This is a genomic window from Albidovulum salinarum (assembly GCF_025673475.1).
Taxonomy (GTDB): Bacteria; Pseudomonadota; Alphaproteobacteria; order Rhodobacterales; family Rhodobacteraceae; genus Albidovulum; species Albidovulum salinarum.
Genome location: NZ_JAOVQO010000002.1, coordinates 190,230 through 205,764, shown reverse-complemented (window position 1 = coordinate 205,764; position 15,535 = coordinate 190,230). Strand labels below are relative to the sequence as shown.

At 70.5% G+C, this 15,535-nt stretch carries 13 protein-coding genes and 1 tRNA gene; 8 read left to right on the top strand and 6 right to left on the bottom strand.

Annotated elements, in window-relative coordinates; genetic code table 11:
* Nucleotides 1–79: 79 nt before the first annotated feature.
* Nucleotides 80–1,051 (top strand): FliM/FliN family flagellar motor C-terminal domain-containing protein, encoded by a 972-nt coding sequence (locus OEZ60_RS03025; RefSeq protein WP_263333084.1) that lies wholly within the window; start codon nt 80–82, stop codon nt 1,049–1,051.
* A gap of 70 nt (nt 1,052–1,121) precedes the next feature.
* Here OEZ60_RS03025 and OEZ60_RS03020 read toward each other — a convergent pair whose 3' ends face one another.
* A complete protein-coding gene (locus OEZ60_RS03020) occupies nt 1,122–1,547 on the bottom strand; it encodes a protein tyrosine phosphatase family protein (protein ID WP_263333082.1) in 426 nt (141 codons plus the stop codon).
* A gap of 252 nt (nt 1,548–1,799) precedes the next feature.
* On the opposite strand from OEZ60_RS03020, the gene OEZ60_RS03015 reads away from it, so the two are divergent.
* The gene (locus OEZ60_RS03015) at nt 1,800–2,123 is read left to right on the top strand and encodes a TraR/DksA family transcriptional regulator (RefSeq protein ID WP_263333080.1); all 324 of its coding nucleotides are present in this window, start codon (nt 1,800–1,802) and stop codon (nt 2,121–2,123) included.
* A gap of 82 nt (nt 2,124–2,205) precedes the next feature.
* Nucleotides 2,206–4,296 (top strand): 3-hydroxyacyl-CoA dehydrogenase NAD-binding domain-containing protein, encoded by a 2,091-nt coding sequence (locus OEZ60_RS03010; RefSeq protein ID WP_263333078.1) that lies wholly within the window; start codon nt 2,206–2,208, stop codon nt 4,294–4,296.
* A 94-nt stretch (nt 4,297–4,390) separates the two neighbouring features.
* On the opposite strand, the gene OEZ60_RS03005 is transcribed toward OEZ60_RS03010, so the two are convergent.
* Entirely contained in the window at nt 4,391–4,606 is a 216-nt protein-coding gene (locus OEZ60_RS03005) for a hypothetical protein (RefSeq protein ID WP_263333075.1), read from the bottom strand.
* Between the two features lie 122 nt (nt 4,607–4,728).
* Between OEZ60_RS03005 and OEZ60_RS03000 the strand changes: the two genes are divergently transcribed.
* Together OEZ60_RS03000 and OEZ60_RS02995 are read left to right on the top strand one after the other, a co-directional pair.
* The gene (locus OEZ60_RS03000) at nt 4,729–4,989 is read left to right on the top strand and encodes a DUF2312 domain-containing protein (RefSeq protein WP_263333073.1); all 261 of its coding nucleotides are present in this window, start codon (nt 4,729–4,731) and stop codon (nt 4,987–4,989) included.
* Nucleotides 4,990–5,068: 79 nt separating this feature from the next.
* A complete protein-coding gene (locus tag OEZ60_RS02995) occupies nt 5,069–5,767 on the top strand; it encodes an SDR family NAD(P)-dependent oxidoreductase (protein ID WP_263333071.1) in 699 nt (232 codons plus the stop codon).
* A 2-nt stretch (nt 5,768–5,769) separates the two neighbouring features.
* Here OEZ60_RS02995 and OEZ60_RS02990 read toward each other — a convergent pair whose 3' ends face one another.
* The gene (locus OEZ60_RS02990; RefSeq protein ID WP_263333069.1) at nt 5,770–6,645 is read right to left on the bottom strand and encodes a hypothetical protein; all 876 of its coding nucleotides are present in this window, start codon (nt 6,643–6,645) and stop codon (nt 5,770–5,772) included.
* A 232-nt stretch (nt 6,646–6,877) separates the two neighbouring features.
* Here OEZ60_RS02990 and OEZ60_RS02985 point away from each other — a divergent pair, with 232 nt between their 5' ends.
* The 3 genes from OEZ60_RS02985 to OEZ60_RS02975 all read left to right on the top strand — a co-directional run bounded on the left by OEZ60_RS02985 (nt 6,878) and on the right by OEZ60_RS02975 (nt 9,069).
* Nucleotides 6,878–8,452, top strand: a complete 1,575-nt coding sequence (locus OEZ60_RS02985; protein WP_263333259.1) for an ABC transporter permease — start codon at nt 6,878–6,880, stop codon at nt 8,450–8,452.
* Entirely contained in the window at nt 8,449–8,952 is a 504-nt protein-coding gene (locus OEZ60_RS02980; protein WP_263333067.1) for a gluconokinase, read from the top strand. The genes OEZ60_RS02985 and OEZ60_RS02980 overlap by 4 nt, the downstream gene beginning before the upstream one ends.
* Nucleotides 8,953–8,993: 41 nt before the next feature.
* Nucleotides 8,994–9,069 (top strand) — tRNA-Thr (locus OEZ60_RS02975).
* 85 nt (nt 9,070–9,154) lie between these two features.
* Here the strand turns inward: OEZ60_RS02975 and OEZ60_RS02970 are convergent.
* The 3 genes from OEZ60_RS02970 to OEZ60_RS02960 form a co-directional block, all read right to left on the bottom strand.
* Nucleotides 9,155–11,191 (bottom strand): AAA family ATPase, encoded by a 2,037-nt coding sequence (locus tag OEZ60_RS02970; RefSeq protein WP_263333065.1) that lies wholly within the window; start codon nt 11,189–11,191, stop codon nt 9,155–9,157.
* A 188-nt stretch (nt 11,192–11,379) separates the two neighbouring features.
* Nucleotides 11,380–14,577 (bottom strand): efflux RND transporter permease subunit, encoded by a 3,198-nt coding sequence (locus OEZ60_RS02965; protein WP_263333063.1) that lies wholly within the window; start codon nt 14,575–14,577, stop codon nt 11,380–11,382.
* Entirely contained in the window at nt 14,574–15,533 is a 960-nt protein-coding gene (locus OEZ60_RS02960) for an efflux RND transporter periplasmic adaptor subunit (RefSeq protein WP_263333061.1), read from the bottom strand. Before OEZ60_RS02960 ends, OEZ60_RS02965 begins: the two co-directional genes overlap by 4 nt.
* Between the last annotated feature and the right edge of the window lie 2 nt (nt 15,534–15,535).

The window sequence follows — 15,535 nt, the reverse complement described above, 5'->3', positions numbered from 1 at the left end:
GCCGGTCAACACTTTGGTAACGCTGGTCTGCGACGCTGGCCCGTGAAGGCCCGTGGCCCATCGCGGCGGGAACGGAGGCATGAGCGAGCACGCGCCAGAGTCAGTCTTGAAGCGGAAGGCCGGGGCGGGCAGGGCGGCCGCCGGCGATCCCGCGCCCACGCCCGCGCGGCTTTTCGGTCAGGCCTTCGCCAAGGCGGCGCAGGAGATGCTGAAGCTGGCGGTGGCGGTCGATGACGCTACCGAGACCCGGGTGTCGGCGGCGGAGATACCGGAGCTGTTGCCGGACCGGGCGCTCCTTGCCGTGATCGAGGGGCCGGGCGAGGGGCTCGGGCTCGCCGTGCTGTCGGCCGAAACGCTGGCGAGCCTGATCGAGATCCAGACCACCGGGCGGATCGGCGGTGCGGACGTTGCTGCGCGGCGGCCGACGCGCACCGATGCGGCGATGTCGGCGCGGTTTCTCGACCGGGTCCTCGGCACCGCCGAGACGCTCCTCGCGTCCGATCCGGCGCTGACCTGGGCCGGAGGCTTCCGCTATGCCTCGTTTCTCGAAGACCCGCGCCCGCTCGCGCTCATCCTCGAGGAGCCGGCCTACCGCGTGATCGCGCTCGCGCTGCGGTTCGGTGCCGAGGCCGCGCGGCAGGGAACGCTCCTCATCGCCCTGCCGGCCGCGGGGCGTGGAGCGGCCCCGGCCCCGCGGGGCGGGACCGGTCCGGAATCGGCGAAGGATGCGGCGGCGGCCCGGGTCTGGAGCGACCGGATCGAGGCCGCGGTGATGGGCGCGGGCGCCGATCTCGAGGCGGTGCTCGACCGTGTCAGGCTGCCGCTGGCCGAGGTGCTGGCGCTGAAGCCGGGGGCGATGCTGACGCTCTCGAAGGGCGTGCTGTCAAGGCTCCGCGTGGAAGGCCGGGGGCCGCGCCTCATCGGATACGGGCGTCTCGGGCAATGCCAGGGCAGCTACGCGGTCCGGCTTCTCGTCGGCATCGAAGAGCCCGAAACCGGTGCCGCCCTGCCGGAACCGGCGGAGCCGGGTCCGGCAGCGGGACAGGCCTGAACGCGCGGCCCGCGGGAGCGCGCGACGCCGGCCTAGGGCCGGGATTCCGGCCGGGCTTGCGGCGCGGCGTTCAGCGCGCGGCCAGAGCGTCGATATGGGGGCGGAACGGTTCGAGATTGTAGCCCCAGCGCGCGGCGGTCTCGATCAGCTCGGCGGTCGGGCGCAGGCCGGCCTGGCTCAACGCCCAGACGATCGAGGAGCGGTTGCCGGAGGCGCAATAGGCGAGGACCGGCCCCGTCGCCGCGGCGATCGCCTCGCGCTGCGCGGTCACGTTCTCGGTCGTGATCGCGCCGCCTATCACCGGATTGGCGACGAAGCCGAGGCCCGCCGCCTCCACCACGAGCCGCAACCGGTCGGTGTGCAGATCGGCCGGGATCTCGCCATCCGGCCGGTTGTCGATCACCAGCGCGAAGCCGGCCGCGCGGATCGCCGCCACATCCTCGGGCGCGATCTGCGGCGAGACGGCGTAGTCGGGGGTCAGGTGGCGGATCTCCATGATCTCTCCTAAGGCGGGGCGCGCCGGACGGTGCCGGACGGGATGCGGGGCGCGGCGAACATACCGGCCAACCGCGCCGGACGGAAGAGCCGACGGTGGTCCGGCGCGTGCCGCCGCTCCGGGCGGTGAAAACCAGGCCGAATTGGCAAAAAGTGAACAATCCGGGGTTGAGACGGCAGGATTGACTTGCATCAAGGCCGGCGGATGCCCAGCCTTAATATGTAGGAAAGGTGACTGGTAGAGGAGACCCATATGAAATCCGTCGCCCAACGCAAGGCCGAGCTTGAAGCCCGCCGCAACGACCTGCAGGCCCGCATTGCCGAGATCGGCGCCGAGTTCGACAGCCATGAGGCCAAGGATTGGGAAGAGATGGCGACGGAGCGCGAGGCCGACGAGGTGCTCGAGGATCTCGGCCAGTCGGCCCGCCAGGAGCTGCGCATGATCGAGGCCGCGCTTGGCCGGGTCGAGGAGGACGAATACGGCTTTTGCGTGCAATGCGGCAACCAGATTGCCGAGGAGCGGCTCGACCTCATCCCCGCCACGCCATTCTGCCGCAACTGCGCGCCACGCAAATGACGCCGCGTGGATAGCCGGTTGTTGCCAAGCCGCGTCTGAGCCGTAGAGTGGTCGAGAGAACCGCTTCGCGAGAAGGGCAGGCATGACGGAAGAGGCAGGCATCGCCATCGGCGACGGGATCGCCACGATCACGCTCGACAATCCCCCGGTGAACGCGCTCGGCGCCGGCTTGCGCGGCGCGCTGATGACCGCGCTCGGGGCCGCGCTCCATGATCCCGGCGTGCAGGTGATCGTGCTCACCGCGGCGGGTCGGACCTGGCCCGCGGGCGCCGATATCCGCGAGTTCGGGCGGCCGCCGGAGGCGCCCTCGCTGCCCGAGCTCTGCCAGGCGGTCGCCGGGAGCGCCAAGCCGGTGATCGCGGCGTTGCATGGCATGGTGCTTGGCGGCGGGCTGGAGCTTGCGCTCGCGGCGCGGGTGCGGCTTGCCGAACCGGGCACCGAGCTCGGCCTGCCGGAGGTCACGCTCGGGATCCTGCCCGGCGCCGGGGGCACCCAGCGGCTGCCGCGGCTCATCGGTGCGAAGCGGGCGCTTGGGCTGATGCTGAGCGGGCTGCCGATCGGCGCGGCGCGGGCGGAGGAACTCGGGCTCGTCGACGCGGTGACCGAGGGCGGCTCGGCGGCGGCGGCCGAACGGCTCGCGCGGGCTTATCTCGCCGGCGAGGCGGAGCTGCCCGAGGTGGAGGAGCAGCGCCGCCGGGTCGATCCCGGCGCCTGGCTTCTGGCGGTGGCCGCGGCGCGGTCGGGACTGGGCGATCCGCAACTGCCCGCGCCGGGGCGGATCATCGATTGTGTCGAGGCGGCGCTGCTCCTGCCCGAGGACGAAGGCTTCGCCTTCGAGCGCGCCGCCTTCGAGGATCTCGTCGCGACGTCGGAGGCGGCGGCCCTGCGCCACGCCTTCCTCGCCGAGCGCCGCGCGGCGAAGCAGCCCGACCTCGCTCATGTGAAGCCGCGCGAGATCCACAACGTCGGCGTCGTCGGCGGTGGCCTGATGGGGGCGGGCATTGCCACGGCGCTCCTCGGGGCGGGCTGCAGCGTGACGCTGGTGGAGCGCGACGGCGAGGCGCTTGCCGCGGGGCTTGCGCGCGTCGCCACCCATCACGAGAGGGCGGTCGCGAAGGGCCGGCTCAGCCCCGAGGCGCGTGAGGCCGAATGGGCGCGGCTCGCCGGGGCGACCGGACTCGCGGCGCTCGCCGGGTCTGACCTTGTTATCGAGGCGGCCTACGAGGACGAGGCGGTGAAGGCGGGGATCTTCGCCGAGCTCGACCGGGTGGCGCGGCCGGGCGCGGTCCTGGCCACCAACACCTCTTACCTGGACGTCAACCGGATCGCGGCGGCGACGGCGCGGCCCGGCGACGTGATCGGGCTGCATTTCTTCTCGCCGGTGCAGGCGATGCGGCTCGTCGAGGTCGTCGTGGGAGCGGAGACCGCGCCCGATGTCATCGCCTCCGCCTTCGCGCTCGCCCGGCGGATCGGCAAGGTCGCGGTGCGCGCCGGGGTCTGCGACGGGTTCATCGGCAACCGGATCCTGACCGCCTACCGCACGGCTGCGGATTTCCTTCTCGAGGATGGCGCCTCGCCTTACGAGATCGACCGGGCGATGGTCGCCTGGGGCTTCCCGGCCGGACCCTACCAGGTGCTCGACATGGCCGGGCTCGACATCTCCTGGGCGCGTCGCAGGCGGCTCGCCGCGACGCGGGATCCGGCGCGCCGCTATGTCGCGATCGGCGACCGTCTCTGCGAGGCGGGGCGGCTCGGGCGGAAGGCGGGCAAGGGATACTACCTTTACCCCGAGCGCGCTTGGCAGGGCGTGGAGGATCCCGACGTGCTGGCGCTGATCGCGGCCGAGCGCGAGGCGCGCGGCATCGTCGCGCGCGAGGTCACGGCGGCGGAGATTCAGGACCGGGTGCTCGCGGCGATGGCCAACGAGGGCGCGCGGATCCTCGAGGAGGGGATCGCGGCGCGGCCGTCGGACATCGACCTCGTTATGCTTCTCGGCTACGGCTTCCCGCGCTGGCGCGGCGGGCCGATGCTGGCGGCCGACCAGGCCGGTTTGCTCGCCCTGCGCAAGCGGCTCGTCGACTACGCCCGCGAGGAGGAGGCGTTCTGGCGCCCGGCCGCGCTCTGGGAGGAGCTGATCAAGAACGGCCGGAAATTCGCCGATCTGAACGACTGAGCTTCATCTTGCCGAAAATATCCCCGCCGGAGGCAAATGCCGCCGGGGCAGGACGCTCCGCGGGGGATATTTGGAGCAAGATGAATGGGCCGGTTCAGCCGAGCATGATGCCGGCGACCACCATCATCAGCCCGAGCGCCGACAGCAGGAGGGCCGCGAAATTCAGCGTGACCGCGCGCTGCAGGCGGGCGCGGAGTTCGGGGTCGGGCAGGTTTTCGCGGCGGGCACGGGCGACGCTCAGGATGCACCAGACGAGTGCGGCGAGCCCCGCGAACGTGACCAGCGCGCCGGTCCAGATGAGCCAGTCCATGGCGGTCCTCCCCTTGCCTCCGCCCGCCCTAGCGCGAAGCCGCCGTGAGGGCAAGGCCGGGCCTTGAAGCACCGCGCGCGAGCGTCTAGTCAGGACGCCGGCCCCCCAGAGGAGAATGCGTGATGAACCAGCCCGTGTCCGATGCCACCTACAACGTCGCCGCCGACGAGCTGCGCCAGTTCATCGAACGCTACGAGCATCTGGAGGCCGAGAAGAAGGACATCGCCGAGCAGCAGAAGGAAGTGATGGCCGAGGCCAAGGGCCGCGGCTACGACACCAAGGTGCTGCGCAAGATCGTCGCGCTCAGGAAGCGCGACAAGGACGACATCGCCGAGGAAGAGGCGGTGCTGGAGATGTACAAGGCCGCGCTCGGCATGGAGTGAGCCGGCTTCGCCTTCCTTCCGGCGCGCGCGCCCTTGCGTCGTGCTATGCTCGGGCAGAGCATGAGGGAGGGAGGAAGCCATGACCAAACCGGTTTGCGCCATTCTCGGAGTCGGTCCCGGCAACGGGATGGCCTGCGCCCGGCGGTTCTCGGAAGGCGGATATGCGCTCGGGCTCTGTTCACGGCGCGGGCCGGATGCGGCGGCGCTCGCCTCGGTGAGTGACGCGCATGGCTATGCCTGCGACGTGACGGATCCGGCTTCGCTCGATGCGGCGCTGGCGGCGATCCGCGCCGATCTCGGGCCCATCGAGACGCTCGTCTTCAACGCCGGATCGGCGCATTGGGGCGATATCGACGCGCTGGACGCCGACGCCCTGCGCCGCGATGTCGAGGTCAACGCGGTCGGGCTCTTCCTGGCCGCGAAGGGCGTGCTGCCCGGCATGCGGGAGCTCGGGCGCGGCAATATCGTGGTGATCGGCGCGGGGGCTGCGCTGCGCGGACGTCCCGGCACCATCGCCTTCGCGGCCGGAAAGGCGGCGCAGCGCTCTGTTGCCCAGTCGCTTGCCCGCCAGCTCGGGCCGGAGAACATCCATGTCGCCTATCTGGTCTTGGACGGGGTCGTCGATCTCGCCACCACCAAGGCGCGGATGCCGGACAAGCCGGAGACCTTCTTCCTCTCGGCCGAGGGCGTCGCCGAGGCCGCCTTCGTGGTGACCCGGCAGGACCGGCAAGCCTGGAGCTTCGAACTCGACCTCAGGCCCTTCGGCGAGAGCTGGTAGGGTCAGGGCTGCAGGAAGGTCACGCCCGGCATCGAAGCGATCTCGGCGCAGTCCTCCTCGTAGGCCGCGGTCATGGCGGCGACGAGCGCCTCGTCCCAGCCGGGCAGCGCGATCTCGACCTCGATCTCCTCGGGGCGGGCGAAGCGGTCGAGGAAGTCGGCGGTGATCGCGCGCCGCTCGGCGACCGTCTCGGGCGGATGCGCGTCGAGATGGGCCTTGAGCTCGGAGAGCCCGTCCTCGGTCATGATCGTCGCGAGCAGGTCGAAATCGCCTTCGAGCACCGCGTCGGACCCGAGCCCGGCGAGGCCGCGCAGGATCTCCGGCCAGAGGAGCGGCGTGTCCTCGTTGCACCAGAGCGTGAGATGGAGGTCGGGGCGCTGGTCGAGCACCCGCTCGATCGCGGGCGCCCAGCGCAGCGCCATTGGGTCGGCGTGGCCCATGACCTCGGCATAGCTCCGGTCCGCCGCGCGCTCGATCAGCGCCGGGACCAGCGTCGCGGGGTTGCGCAGCGCGAGGTGGAACTCGGTCTCGGCTTCGGGGAAGAGATTGGCATAGGAGGCGATGCGCATCGGTGCGGTGGCGTAGAAGACGCCGTCGGCGACGACGTTGACCGGAAAGCAGATCAGGCCGTCGTGGCTGAAGACGAGCCTCTGCGCCGTCTCGGTCTCCATCACCGCGTCGAGGATGACCTGCTGGGCATCGGCGCCGGCATAGCCGCCCCTGAGCGACTTGGCCACCTTGGGCAGCAGCGTCCGGTATTGCCGCGAAGCGGGCACCGAGATGCCGCGCGCCTCGAGCGTGCCGCGATTCTTCAAAAGCGCCCGGAGGAGCCGTTCCTCGTCGGTGCAGTGCGCCCCGAGGTGATACACGATCTGCATGACGCCGGTCCGTTCCCAATCGCTTCCGGCGCAGACCCTATACGGGCTTGCTGGACAGGAAAACCGCTTTCCTGTAACCGCTGTGGTCATGGCCGAGCAAAACAGTCAAGCAATCGCGGGCGGGGGAATCGTGGCGGGCAGGGGCCGGGCGCGGGCGGCCGCGTCGCATGGTCCGAGAGCCGGAAGCGGCCTTTGGTCGGCGGGTGCATTCGCGATCGCCGCGCTCGTGGTGATGCCGATCGTCGCGGTGCTGGTGCTCGCCTTCCATCCGACCGAGAACATCTGGCCGCATCTCCTGTCGACGACGCTGCCGCGCTATGCCGCGAACACCGCGATCCTGACGGTGGCGACCGGCGCGCTCGCGGCGGCGGTGGGGGCAGGGGCGGCCTGGCTCGTGACGATGTACCGCTTCCCGTTCTCGCGGCTTCTCGAATGGCTGCTGCTCCTGCCGCTGGCGATCCCGGCCTATATCGGCGCCTATGCGCTGGTGGATTTCCTCGACTATTCCGGCCCGGTCCAGGTCACCTTGCGCGACGCGATGGGCTGGACCTCGGCGCGCGACTACTGGTTTCCGGCGGTCCGCTCGCGCACCGGGGCGGTGGTCGTCCTTGCCGCGGCGATGTATCCTTACGTCTACATGCTCGCCCGCGCCGCTTTCCGCGAGACCTCGGCGGCGAGCTACGAGGTCGCGCGCGCGCTCGGAGCGGGGCCGGTCGGGCTCTTCTGGCGGGTCGGGATGCCGCTCGCGCGGCCGGCGATCGCGGCCGGGGCGGCGATCGTGATGATGGAGACGGTAAACGATTTCGGCGTCGTCGACTTCTTCGCGGTGCAGACGCTGACGACCGGGATCTTCACGGTCTGGCTCGAGACCGGCAATGCCGGCGGCGCGGCGCAGATCGCCTGCGTGATCCTCGCGGTGATCCTCGCGCTCGTGGCGCTGGAGAAGGTCAGCCGGCGCAATTCGCGCTACTACCAGTCGGCGCGGCAGTCGCGGCCGGTGACGAAGATCGCGCTGACCGGCTGGGCGGGGCGGGTGGCGACGCTGCTTTGCGTGCTGCCGGTGGCGATGGGCTTCGTTCTGCCGCTCGGGGTGATCGTGGGCCATGCCTTCGACTCGCCCGAGACCTGGCTCGGCGCCGGTCTTGGCCGTGCGTTTCTGAACACGCTGACGGTGGGCGGGGCGGCGGCGCTGCTGACCGTCACGGGTGCCCTCTTCATGGTCTACGGGGTGCGGCTCACCGGGCGGCGGCTGCCGAAGCTGGTGCTGCCGGTGACGACGATCGGCTATGCCGCGCCGGGCGCGGTGCTGGCGGTCGGCATCCTCATTCCCGTCGCGGCCTTCGACCACCGGGTGGCGGACGCGGTGCTGTGGCTGACCGGACGCGATCCGGGCCTGATCCTCACCGGCTCGGCGGCGGCGATCGTCTTCGCCTACACGGTGCGCTTCTTCGCCATCGCCCAGGGCGCGACCGATGCGGCATTCGGCCGGGTCTCGCCCTCCCTGCCGATGGCGGCGCGGTCGCTCGGCCGCACGGCGGGCGGCGCCCTGCGCGAGGTCTATCTGCCGCTGATGAAAGGCTCGGTCGGCACGGCGCTGCTGCTCGTCTTCGTCGATTGCGTGAAGGAGCTGCCGGCGACGCTGCTCTTGCGCCCGTTCAACTACGATACACTTGCGACCCGGGCGCATGAGAAGGCGAGTCTGGAAAACATCGCCGAGGCGGCGCCGCCGGCGCTTCTGGTGATCGCGGTGGGGCTGGTGGCGGTGGGGCTGCTCGCGCGGGCGAACCTGAAGGCACGCGCGCGGTGAGCGCGTTGGCCCCGCGCGTCGTCGTGGTGATGGGCGTGGCGGGGGCCGGAAAGTCGACGCTGGCCGCCGCACTGGCAAGGGCTCTCGGAGCGCGGTTCATCGAGGGCGACGCCTACCACCCCGAGGGCAACATCGCAGCGATGGCCGCCGGGCGGCCGCTGACCGACGCCATGCGCGAGGGCTGGCTCGACCGGCTCGCCGAGGCCGGGGCGAAGACGCCGGGACGCGTGGTCGTCGCCTGTTCGGCGCTGCGGCACGCCCACCGCGACCGGCTGCGGGCCGGACTCGGTGTCTGCCGCTTTCTCTATCTCGCCTGCGACGCGGAGACCGCCGCCGCCCGTGTCGCCGCCCGGTCGGGCCATTTCTTCGCGCCTGAACTGGTGCCAAGCCAGTTCGCCGCGCTGGAGCCGCCCGGTCCCGATGAGCGCGACGCGGTGACGTTCGCCGCCGCGCTGCCGCCCGGCCGGTTGCTCGCCGAGGCGCTTCGTCATGTCGGATGAGGCTTGCGCGCGGGCGCGGGGAGATTTATCTCCACGGATGTGCCCCTATAGCTCAGCTGGTAGAGCATCTGATTTGTAATCAGGGGGTCGGGGGTTCAAGTCCCTCTGGGGGCACCATGAAATCAAGTATTCGCAACAGCTTGGCATAACCGCCATGATCTTTGCGCACCGCTTGGACGGGCGAGATCTGCTCGCGGATCCGCTACTTCTTCCGGCCGCCGTCTTTGTCTTTGCCGCGACTCCTGTCCTTGCTTTTCCCCTTGCTCTTGCCCTTTCCCTTACCGTTGCTGCCACCCTTGCCCTTGCGGACGACTTTGCGGTTTCCGTCGCCGTTTCCGCTCACGACGACATTGCCGAAGCCGCTCCGGTTGATCCCGGTGAAGCCGTTCCTGCCGAAGCCGTCCGCCCTGTCGCCGCGGTTCCGGTCAGCTTGGCGGCGGCCGGTTCGTTCGTCGCCGCCATTTGCGGCGCGGATCAAGATGGTTCGGGGCCTGGGCTTCGGTGGGGCGAGCGCCCGGGCGGCCGGGTGGTCCGATCCCAGGGCTGTCTCCGGCCCGGTCCGGCTCGGCGGGGTGCGGAACTGGTCGGCGGAGGTCCGCGGGGACGCGGCGCCGAGGCTATCCGGCGCGGCGGTCGGGGCTGGTCCGGTCCGGCTCGGCGCGGAGCGGAACTGGTCGGCGGAGGTCCGCGGGGACGCGGCGCCGAGGCTTTCAGGCGCGGCGGTCGGGGCTGGTGCGGTGCGGAACTGGTCGGCGGAGGTCCGCGGGGACGCGGCGGCAAGGCTTTCCGGCGCGGCGGTCGGGGCTGGTGCGATCCGGCTCGGCGCGGCGCCGAACAGTGTCTCGGCGCGATCCCGGAGCGCGGAGAGCCGGGATTCGAACGGTGTGCCCGGTTCGGTCAGATGGGCCGCGGCGCCGACTGTCGCGAGGAGGATCAGCGCGATGGCCTCAAGGCGCCAGCCTGCCGGTCGCGACGGTGGGGCGAGGGCAGGCGCCTCGGTCGAGGGTCTGGCCCCGGAAGCCGGGGCGGGGGGCGCCGCGGGCGGTGGATGTTCAGTGTCCGCCCGTACGGTGAGGATCAGCAAAGGCAGTCGGGCCTCGCCGGCGGAGCCGGACCGGTGCAGGATTGAGGCGAGTACGGTGGCGGGGGCGCGGCGCGCGGTCGGCGCGACCGGAAGGTTCGAACCCGGCCCGGGGGGCGCCGGAGGCGTCGCGGAGCCGGCCTGGTCTGGCGTCGGGGCGGCTGGAGCCTTGCTCTTTGGAACCATGAACCGCGGCAGGGTCTGACGTTGCGATCTGGCCGGGTCCGGCTTCTGGGGGGCGAACGTCCGGGGCTTGGCGTCGCCCGACGGCATCCTCAGGGTGATCCGCGACGTCGGGAGGTTCACCACGCGGGCCGGTGCGCCGGCGGTCCGTGCGGCCCCCGAATCCGGGGGAGCGTTGGACCAGTCCGGGCGGAGAGCGTCGATCCTTTTCGGCACGCCGTTGGTCCGGTCGAAGATATCCTTCATCGCCTCGGCGTCGAAGGCGTCCGGGCGCCCGCCGGCTGCCTTCACGATGTGGCGGACATAGTCGGCCGTGTCCTCACGGGTCATGGGGCCAAGCTCGAAGCTCGGGCCGACGAGATCGGGCGCCGCGCGATTGATCCGGTCGTGGAGCGACGGCGGGCCGACCAGAACGAGTTTGAGGCGCGGTCCCTCGTCGAGGCCGCCGGTGGCGAAAAAGCACAGCGCCGAGAGCGCGTCTTCCGACAGCCCGTCGGCGTCGTCGATGACCAGAAGCGGGGCGGAGTCATCCGATGCCGCAGTCTTGAGGAAGGCCGCGAGCGCGGCGCAGTTCAGGTCGCGCCGGTCGGGTTCGTGCGGTTCTTCGAAGACCTCCAGCACGGCGGCGCAGGTGTCGCCGGAGAGCCGGGCGGGATCCGGGATGATCCGGGTGATGCGCTCGGCCTTTTCGTGCCGCGCGAGTTCACGGATCAGGGTCGAGCGGCCGGTGCCCGGTTCTCCCGTGAAGATGGTGAGCGGCGCGCGGCTCTTGGCCGCGAAGCCGAGCCGGTCGAATGCGAGCCGGTGGGCCTTGCTCCAGAAGACCCCGCGCCCGTCATCCGGTGCGGGGACAGGGCTCAGGTGCAGGTCCAGTGCTGCTTTGTACGCGGACACCCATCCCCCTCCGAACTCGAAAGGCGTCGGCACCGTCCCTAGGTGGCAAGCGGATGGAAGAATCGCGCAGAGCGTCTGCAACGACGCCGGACGGCAGTCTCGCGACGCCGTTTCAATTCTGTCGATTCGTCGCGATCCACCATCTCGGGTCTATGCGCCCGATTAGTACCACGGCACCCGCAGGTGCCGTTCCCCTGAGGCTCAGTCTGCCAGAAAGGCGGGCGGAAATCCAGCCGCGCACGGGGCTTGCGCGGCTGGCTGCCGCCGGCTCAGGTCCGGAGCACCCGGTAGACGGCCGGGATCACCAGCACCGTCAGGAGCGTCGAGGAGGCGAGGCCGAAGAGGAGCGATATCGCGAGGCCCTGGAAGATCGGGTCGGTCAGGATCACCGCCGCGCCGATCATCGCCGCGAGCGCGGTCAGGAGGATCGGCTTGAAGCGGATCGCGCCGGCCTCGATCAGGATCTCGGTCAGGGGGCGGTCGCGGCCGGGGGCGTGGCGGATGAAGTCCACGAGCAGGATCGAGTTCCTGACGATGATGCCGGCAAGCGCGATGAAGCCGATCATCGAGGTCGCCGAGAACGGCGCGCCAAAGGCCCAGTGACCGAAGAGGATGCCGATGAAGGTCAGCGGAATCGGCGTCAGGATCACCAGCGGCACCTTGAACGAGCCGAACTGCGCGACGACGAGGATGTAGATGCCCAGAAGCGCCACGCCGAAGGCCGCGCCCATGTCGCGGAAGGTGACCCAGGTCACCTCCCATTCGCCGTCCCAGAGGAGCGTGGGCGCGCTTTCGTCCTCGGGTTGGCCGTGGAATGCCACCACCGGTTTCGGCAGGCCGGTCCAGTCCTGCGCGTCGAGCGCTTCCTGCACGGCGAGCATGCCGTAGAGCGGCGCCTCGAAATCGCCCGCGAGCTCGGCCGTCACCATCTCGGCTGCGAGGCCGTTGTGGCGGAAGACCGGGTAGGAGGCGCGTTCCTCGGTCACGTCGACGACATCGCCAAGCTCGACCACGCCGCGTGCGCCGGGCAGCACGTTCGCCGGGATCGGCGTGGTGAGGAAGGCCTCGTCCATCGTACGTTCGCCCTTCGGCCGTTCCACGCGGATCGGGATCGGCTGGCGGCCCTCGCCGCGATGGGAATAGCCCACGGTCGCGCCGCCATTCAGGATCGCGATCGTGTCGAGGACGTCGGATTCCTGGACCTGGAAGAACTCGGCATTGTCGGTCGAGATCGTGGCGCGGAGTCGCCGGGCGGGGTCGCCGTAGGAATTGTCCACGTCGACGATGTAGGGAATCGAGCGGAAGGCGGCCTCGACCTTCTCGGCGACCTGGCGGCGGGTCTCGGGGTCGGGCCCGTAGATCTCGGCCAGGAGCGTCGCGAGCACCGGCGGGCCGGGGGGCGGCTCGACGGTCTTGAGCGAGGTGCCCTCGGGCACCGGCAGCGCCATGATCCGGGTCCGGATCTCCAGCGCGATCTCGTGGCTGGTGCGGTCGCGTTCGCCCTTGGGCAGGAGGTTGATCGCGACCTCGCCCATCTCGGGGCCGGAGCGCAGGTAGGAGTGCCGCACGAGGCCGTTGAAGTTGAAGGGGGCCGCCGTGCCGGCATGGGTCTGGACCGAGCGGACCTCGGGCAGGTCGAGGACCGCGCGGGCGACGGACTGGGTGACCGCGTCGGTCGCTTCGACCGGGGAGCCCTCGGGCAGGTCGATCGTCACCTGCAGCTCCGACTTGTTGTCGAAGGGCAGGAGCTTCACGGTCACGTCCTTGGTGTAGAAGAGCGCGAGCGAGCCGAAGGTGAGGACGAGGACCACGCCGATGAAGCCCCAGCTCCGCGCCTTGGAGGCGAGGATCGGCTTGGCGACGGCCGTGTAGGCGCGACCGAGCGGGCCGCCCTGACCCTCTGCGTGGCCATGGGTGGGCGCCTTGCCGGCGACCTTGAGCATCAGCCAGGGCGTGACCATGACCGCGACGAAGAAGGAAAAGATCATCGCCGCGGAGGCATTCGCGGGGATCGGGCTCATGTAGGGGCCCATGAGCCCCGAGACGAAGAGCATCGGCAGGAGTGCGGCGACCACGGTCAGCGTCGCGACGATGGTCGGGTTGCCGACCTCGGCCACGGCGTCGATAGCGGCCGTCTTGCGGTCGCGGCCGTCATGCATGCCCCAGTGCCGCGCGATGTTCTCGATCACCACGATGGCGTCATCGACGAGGATACCGATGGAAAAGATCAGCGCGAAGAGCGAGACGCGGTTGAGCGTGTAGCCCATGAGCCAGGAGGCGAAGAGCGTCAGCAGGATCGTCACCGGGATAACGACCGCGACGACGACCGCCTCGCGCCGGCCGATGGTCGCCCAGACCAGCGCGATGATCGAAACCGTGGCAAGGCCGAGGTGGTAGAGCAGCTCGTTCGCCTTCTCGTTGGCGCTTTCGCCGTAGTCGCGGGTCACCTCGACCTCGACGTCGTGGGGGATGAGCGTGCCTTCGAGCGCATGGGCCTTGTGGAGGATCGCCTCGGCGACGGTGACCGCGTTTGAACCGGCGCGCTTGGCGACGGCGAGCGTCACCGAGGGGCGGCGGAGAAGGCCTTCCTCGGTCTTGGTGACGGTGGCGACGCGCAACTCCTCGGCGCCCGCGGCGAAGCTCACGTCGGCCACGTCGCGGACATAGACCGGGCGGCCGTCGCGGGTGGTGAGGAGAAGGTTGCCGATCTCCTGCGGCGAGCCGAGGGTTTCGCCGGCGACAAGCTCGATCTGCTCGCCGGCGTCGCGGAGATTGCCGACCGGTATCGCCCGGTTGGCACCCTGGACCTTGCCGGCAAGCTGCTGGAGTGTGACGCCGTTCAGCGCCAGCCGGGCGGGATCGGGGGCGATGCGGATGCGCTCGCCGGTCTCGCCGACGATGTAGGTGAGGCCGACATCGGGGATCTTGGCGATCTCGGTCCTAAGCTCGCGGGCGATGCGGGTGAGGTCGTTCGCGGTGACGCGCTCGGCGGCGGCCTCCGACGGCGAGAGCGTCAAGGACAGGATCGCCACGTCGTCGATGCCGCGCCCGACGATCAGCGGTTCGGGGACGCCGACCGGGATCCGGTCCATGTTGGCGCGAACCTTGTCGTGAACACGAAGCACGGCGGCGTCCGAGGAGGTGCCGACGAGGAAGCGCGCGGTGACCATGACCTGGTCGTCGCGGCTTTGCGAATAGACATGCTCGACCCCGTCGATGCCCTTGACGATGGTCTCAAGAGGTTCGGTGATCAGCTTCACGGCGTCCGCGGCCTTCAAACCGTCGGCGCGCACGAGGATGTCGACCATCGGCACCGAGATCTGCGGCTCCTCCTCGCGCGGGAGCGAGACGAGGGCCACCAGTCCGAAGACGAAGGCGGCGATGAGGAACAAGGGCGTCAGCGGCGAGCCGATGAAAGCCCGCGTGAGTCCGCCGGCGATGCCGAGCTTGGTGTTCTCGGATGTCATGGGGTGACCACGGTGTCGCCGGCTTCAAGGCCGGTCAGGATCTCGACCATCTCGGCGCCGTCGATGCTGACGGCCTCGCCGAGGACGACAGCGCGTTCGGCTTCCTCGCCCGCCTCAGAGACGGTGACGAAGTCGATGCCCGACCGCGTGGCCACCGCATCGGCGGGGATCACCAGCGCCTCGCGCGTCCCGACCGGCAGGCGGACGAGGACGCGGGCATTGACGAAGGCGGTTTCCAACCCCGCGACCTCGACATCGGCGGTGACGCGGCCATTGTCGATCTGGGGATAGAGCTTGGCGATGCGGCCATCCTTCTCCTCGCCGTCGGTGATGCGGATCGCATCGCCCTCGGCAAGCGCGCCCGCGTGACGTTCGGGGATCGAGAGGCGCAGGAAGAAGCCGCCGCCGCCGATCGTGGCGACGGGCTCGCCGGGCAGGATCACCGCGCCGGGGGTGACAGGCACGGTCAGGACGCGGCCTGCGGAGGGCGCGAGCACGCGGCCCTCGGAGGCTTGCTGGACCGAGATGTCGCGCTGCGCCTCGGTGGTCGAGATCTGGCCCCGGATCACATCGACGGAGGTGCGGAGCTGGTCGAGCCTTTGCACGGTAGTGACGCCGCGTTCGACCAGCGTCTCGCCGCGCTTCAGCTCGGTCTCGGCGGTGGCAAGCTGCGCCTTGAGCGCGGCGATCTGGGCGTCGTGGGCGGCGATCTGGAAGGCGATCTTGTCGTCATGGACGACGGCGATCTCCTGGCCTGCGGTCACGAGATCGCCCTCGGTGACCGAGAGCGACTGGATCGTGCCGCCGATGCGCGCGCGGGCCGGGATCGTCTCCTTCGCCTCGATGCGGCCGTAGACCGCCTTCCACTCGGTCAGCGTCTCGGGAGCCAGCGTCAGCGACCCGGCAAGGGCCGGGCCGGTGGCGAGGAGAGAGGCGGCGATCAGGAGCGCGCGCATGG

Excerpts from the sequence above, each read along its gene's own strand:
- OEZ60_RS03025 (WP_263333084.1), top strand. The coding sequence starts at position 80 with ATGAGCGAGCACGCGCCAGAGTCAGTCTTGAAGCGGAAGGCCGGGGCG.
- OEZ60_RS03020 (WP_263333082.1), bottom strand. The coding sequence starts at position 1,547 with ATGGAGATCCGCCACCTGACCCCCGACTACGCCGTCTCGCCGCAGATC.
- OEZ60_RS03015 (WP_263333080.1), top strand. The coding sequence starts at position 1,800 with ATGAAATCCGTCGCCCAACGCAAGGCCGAGCTTGAAGCCCGCCGCAAC.
- OEZ60_RS03010 (WP_263333078.1), top strand. The coding sequence starts at position 2,206 with ATGACGGAAGAGGCAGGCATCGCCATCGGCGACGGGATCGCCACGATC.
- OEZ60_RS03005 (WP_263333075.1), bottom strand. The coding sequence starts at position 4,606 with ATGGACTGGCTCATCTGGACCGGCGCGCTGGTCACGTTCGCGGGGCTC.
- OEZ60_RS03000 (WP_263333073.1), top strand. The coding sequence starts at position 4,729 with ATGAACCAGCCCGTGTCCGATGCCACCTACAACGTCGCCGCCGACGAG.
- OEZ60_RS02995 (WP_263333071.1), top strand. The coding sequence starts at position 5,069 with ATGACCAAACCGGTTTGCGCCATTCTCGGAGTCGGTCCCGGCAACGGG.
- OEZ60_RS02990 (WP_263333069.1), bottom strand. The coding sequence starts at position 6,645 with ATGCAGATCGTGTATCACCTCGGGGCGCACTGCACCGACGAGGAACGG.
- OEZ60_RS02985 (WP_263333259.1), top strand. The coding sequence starts at position 6,878 with ATGCCGATCGTCGCGGTGCTGGTGCTCGCCTTCCATCCGACCGAGAAC.
- OEZ60_RS02965 (WP_263333063.1), bottom strand. The coding sequence starts at position 14,577 with ATGACATCCGAGAACACCAAGCTCGGCATCGCCGGCGGACTCACGCGG.
- OEZ60_RS02960 (WP_263333061.1), bottom strand. The coding sequence starts at position 15,533 with ATGCGCGCGCTCCTGATCGCCGCCTCTCTCCTCGCCACCGGCCCGGCC.